This window comes from Rubellimicrobium aerolatum (assembly GCF_017872975.1).
GTDB classification, from domain to species: Bacteria; Pseudomonadota; Alphaproteobacteria; order Rhodobacterales; family Rhodobacteraceae; genus Rubellimicrobium; species Rubellimicrobium aerolatum.
On the sequence record NZ_JAGGJP010000044.1, the window covers coordinates 1 to 3491 of the forward strand.

The window sequence follows — 3491 nt, forward strand, 5'->3', positions numbered from 1 at the left end:
GTGGGAGAGGCGCTCACTCCATTTCCACGAGCAGGTCCTTGGCGTCGATCTGGGCGCCGGGCTGGACGTGGACGGCCTTGATCGTGCCGTCGCGGTCGGCGTGGATGCCGGTTTCCATCTTCATGGCCTCGATGGTGAGGAGGAGGTCGCCCGCGCGCACGGGCTTGCCGGCCTGGGCGGCGACCGTTGCCACCACGCCCGGCATCGGCGCGCCGACGTGGAGGGGGTTGCCGGCCTCGGCCTTGGGCCGGCGGCTCGCGGTGGCGGCGGCCGAGCGGTTGGGGACGCGGATGGTGCGGGGCTGGCCGTTGAGCTCGAAGAAGACGCGCACGTCGCCTTCCTCGGTGGTGTCGCCCACGGCCTGGAGGCGGACCTCCAGGGTCTTGCCGGGGTCGATCTCGGCCGAGATCTCCTCGCCGGGCTCCATGCCGTAGAAGAAGGTCCGGGTCGGCAGGACGCGCACCGGGCCGTAGGCCTTGTGGCGGGCCATGTAGTCCGAGAAGACCTTGGGATACATGAGGTAGCCGTTCAGGTCCTCGTCGTCGAGCGAGGAGACGTCGAGCTCCTGGGCCGCCCTGTCGCGGGTGGCCTCCAGGTCCACCGGGGCCATGTGCGCGCCGGGGCGGTCGGTGAGCGCCGCCTCGCCCTTCAGGACCTTCCTCTGGATGGCCTCGGGCCAGCCGCCGGGGGGCTGGCCGAGGTTGCCCTTCATCATGTCCACGACCGAGTCGGGGAAGGCGACCTCGGTGGCCGGGTCCTCGACCTGGGCGCGCGAGAGGTTCTGCGCCACCATCATCAGGGCCATGTCGCCCACGACCTTGGACGACGGCGTGACCTTGACGATGTCGCCGAACATCATGTTGGCGTCGGCGTAGGCCTGCGCGACCTCGTGCCAGCGGTCCTCCAGCCCGAGGCTGCGGGCCTGCGCCTTGAGGTTGGTGAACTGCCCGCCCGGCATCTCGTGGAGGTAGACCTCGGAGGCGGGGGCCTGGAGCCCGGCCTCGAAGGCGCAGTACTGGGCGCGCACGGCCTCCCAGTGGTTGCTCAAGGCCCGGATCGCCGCCACGTCGAGGCCGGTGTCGCGCTCGGTGTGGCGCAGCGCCTCGACGATGCTCCCCAGGCAGGCCTGCGAGGTGCCGCCCGAGAAGGCGTCCATCGCCGCGTCCACCGCGTCCACCCCGGCGTCGGAGGCCGCGAGGATCGTCGCCGCCGCCGCGCCCGAGGTGTCGTGGGTGTGGAGGTGGATCGGCAGGCCGACCTCCTCCTTCAGGGCCTTGACGAGGACGCGCGCGGCGGGGGCCTTGAGGAGCCCGGCCATGTCCTTGAGCCCGAGGACGTGCGCGCCGGCGGCCTCCAACTCCTTCGCCATGGCCACGTAGTACTTGAGGTCGTACTTGGCGCGGTCCGGGTCGAGGATGTCGCCGGTGTAGCAGATCGCGGCCTCGCAGACCTTGTCGGCCGCGATCACGGCGTCCATGGCGACGCGCATGTTCGGGGCCCAGTTGAGCGAGTCGAAGACGCGGAACACGTCGACGCCGCTCTTGGCGGCCTGGGCCACGAAGGCCCGCACCACGTTGTCGGGATAGTTGGTGTAACCCACCCCGTTCGACGCGCGCAGGAGCATCTGCGTCATGATGTTCGGCATTCGCGCGCGAATGTCCCTCAGGCGCTGCCAGGGGCATTCCTGAAGGAAGCGGTAGGCCACGTCGAAGGTCGCGCCGCCCCAGCACTCGACGGAGAACAGCCCCGGCATCGTCATGGCATAGGCGGGCGCGGCGTGGATCATGTCGATCGACCGCATCCGGGTGGCGAGCAGCGACTGGTGCCCGTCCCGCATCGTCGTGTCGGTGATGAGCAGCCGCGTCTGCGCCTTCATCCAATCGGCTACGGCCTTGGGACCCTTTTCGTCCAGAAGCTGCCGGGTGCCCGCCTGCCATGTCGTCAGCGACTGCACCGGCGGTCGGGCCTTGCGCGCGTCGGCGGCGGGCTTGACGCGGCCCGCCGTCTCCGGGTGGCCGTTCACCGTGATGTCGGCGATGTAGGTCAGGATCTTGGTCGCCCGGTCCTGCCGCTTGGCGAAGTCGAACAGGTCCGGCGTCGTGTCGATGAACTTGGTCGTGTACTGGTTCGTGAGAAACGTCGGGTGCTTGAGGAGGTTGATCACGAAGTCGATGTTCGTGGACACCCCCCGGATGCGGAACTCGCGCAGCGCCCGGTCCATGCGGGCGATGGCCATCTCGGGCGTGGGCGCGCGCGCCGTGACCTTGGTCAGGAGGCTGTCGTAGTAGCGCGTGATGACGGCGCCCGAATAGGCGGTGCCGCCGTCGAGCCGGATGCCGGGGCCGGTCGCGCTCCGATACATCTGGATGCGGCCGTAGTCGGGGATGAAGTTGTTGAGCGGGTCCTCGGTGGTCACGCGGCATTGCAGCGCGTGCCCCAGCAGCCTCACGTCCTCCTGCCGCGCGATCCCGGTCGCCTCGGCGAGGCTCTTGCCCTCCTCCAGCAGGATCTGGGCGCGCACGATGTCGATGCCGGTGACCTCCTCGGTCACGGTGTGCTCGACCTGCACGCGGGGGTTGACCTCGATGAAGTAGAAAGCCCCCGTGTCCATGTCCATCAGGAACTCGACGGTGCCGGCGCATTCGTAGCTGACCGCCCGGCAGAGGCGGACGGCCAGCTCGCAGACCTCCTCCCGCTGCGCCTGCGAAAGGTAGGGGGCGGGGGCGCGCTCCACGACCTTCTGGTTGCGCCGCTGGACCGAGCAGTCCCGCTCCCACAGGTGGTAGATGTCGCCCCCCTTGTCGCCCAGGATCTGCACCTCGACGTGACGGGCGCGCAGGATCATCCTCTCGAGGTAGCCCTCGCCGTTGCCGAAGGCGGCCTCGGCCTCGCGCCGGCCCTCCAGCACCTTGGTCTCCAGCTCCTCCTCCGACAGGATCGGCCGCATCCCCCGGCCGCCGCCGCCCCAGGAGGCCTTGAGCATCAAGGGATAGCCCACCTCGGCGGCCTGGCGCTTGATGGCGGCCATGTCGTCGCCCAGGACCTCGGTCGCGGGGATCACGGGGACGCCGGCCGCGATGGCCACGCGGCGCGCGGAGGCCTTGTCGCCCAAGGCCCGCATGGTCGCGGCGGTGGGGCCGATGAAGACGAGGCCCTCGGCCTCGCAGGCGTCCACGAGGTCGGGGTTCTCGGACAGCAGCCCGTAGCCCGGATGGACCGCGTCGGCCCCCGACATCCTGGCCACCCGGATGATCTCGGGGATCGACAGATAGGCCGCGACGGGACCAAGCCCCTCGCCGATCCGATACGCCTCGTCCGCCTTGAAGCGGTGCAGGCCCAGCTTGTCCTCCTCGGCGTAGACCGCGACGGTGCGCTTGCCCATCTCGTTGGCGGCCCGCATGACGCGGATCGCGATCTCGCCCCGGTTGGCAATCAGGATCTTCTGGAAATCGGGCATGAACAGGCTCCGCTGCGGACAAGGGCAGCTTACG

The 3491-nt window shown here is 69.9% G+C and carries 1 protein-coding gene; it reads right to left on the reverse strand.

Features of this window, described 5'->3' with window-relative positions; translation table 11 throughout:
* Window positions 1-13: 13 nt before the first annotated feature.
* Window positions 14-3457, reverse strand: coding sequence for a pyruvate carboxylase (locus J2Z33_RS17940; RefSeq protein ID WP_209843605.1), 3444 nt, complete (start codon window positions 3455-3457; stop codon window positions 14-16).
* Window positions 3458-3491 lie beyond the last annotated feature (34 nt).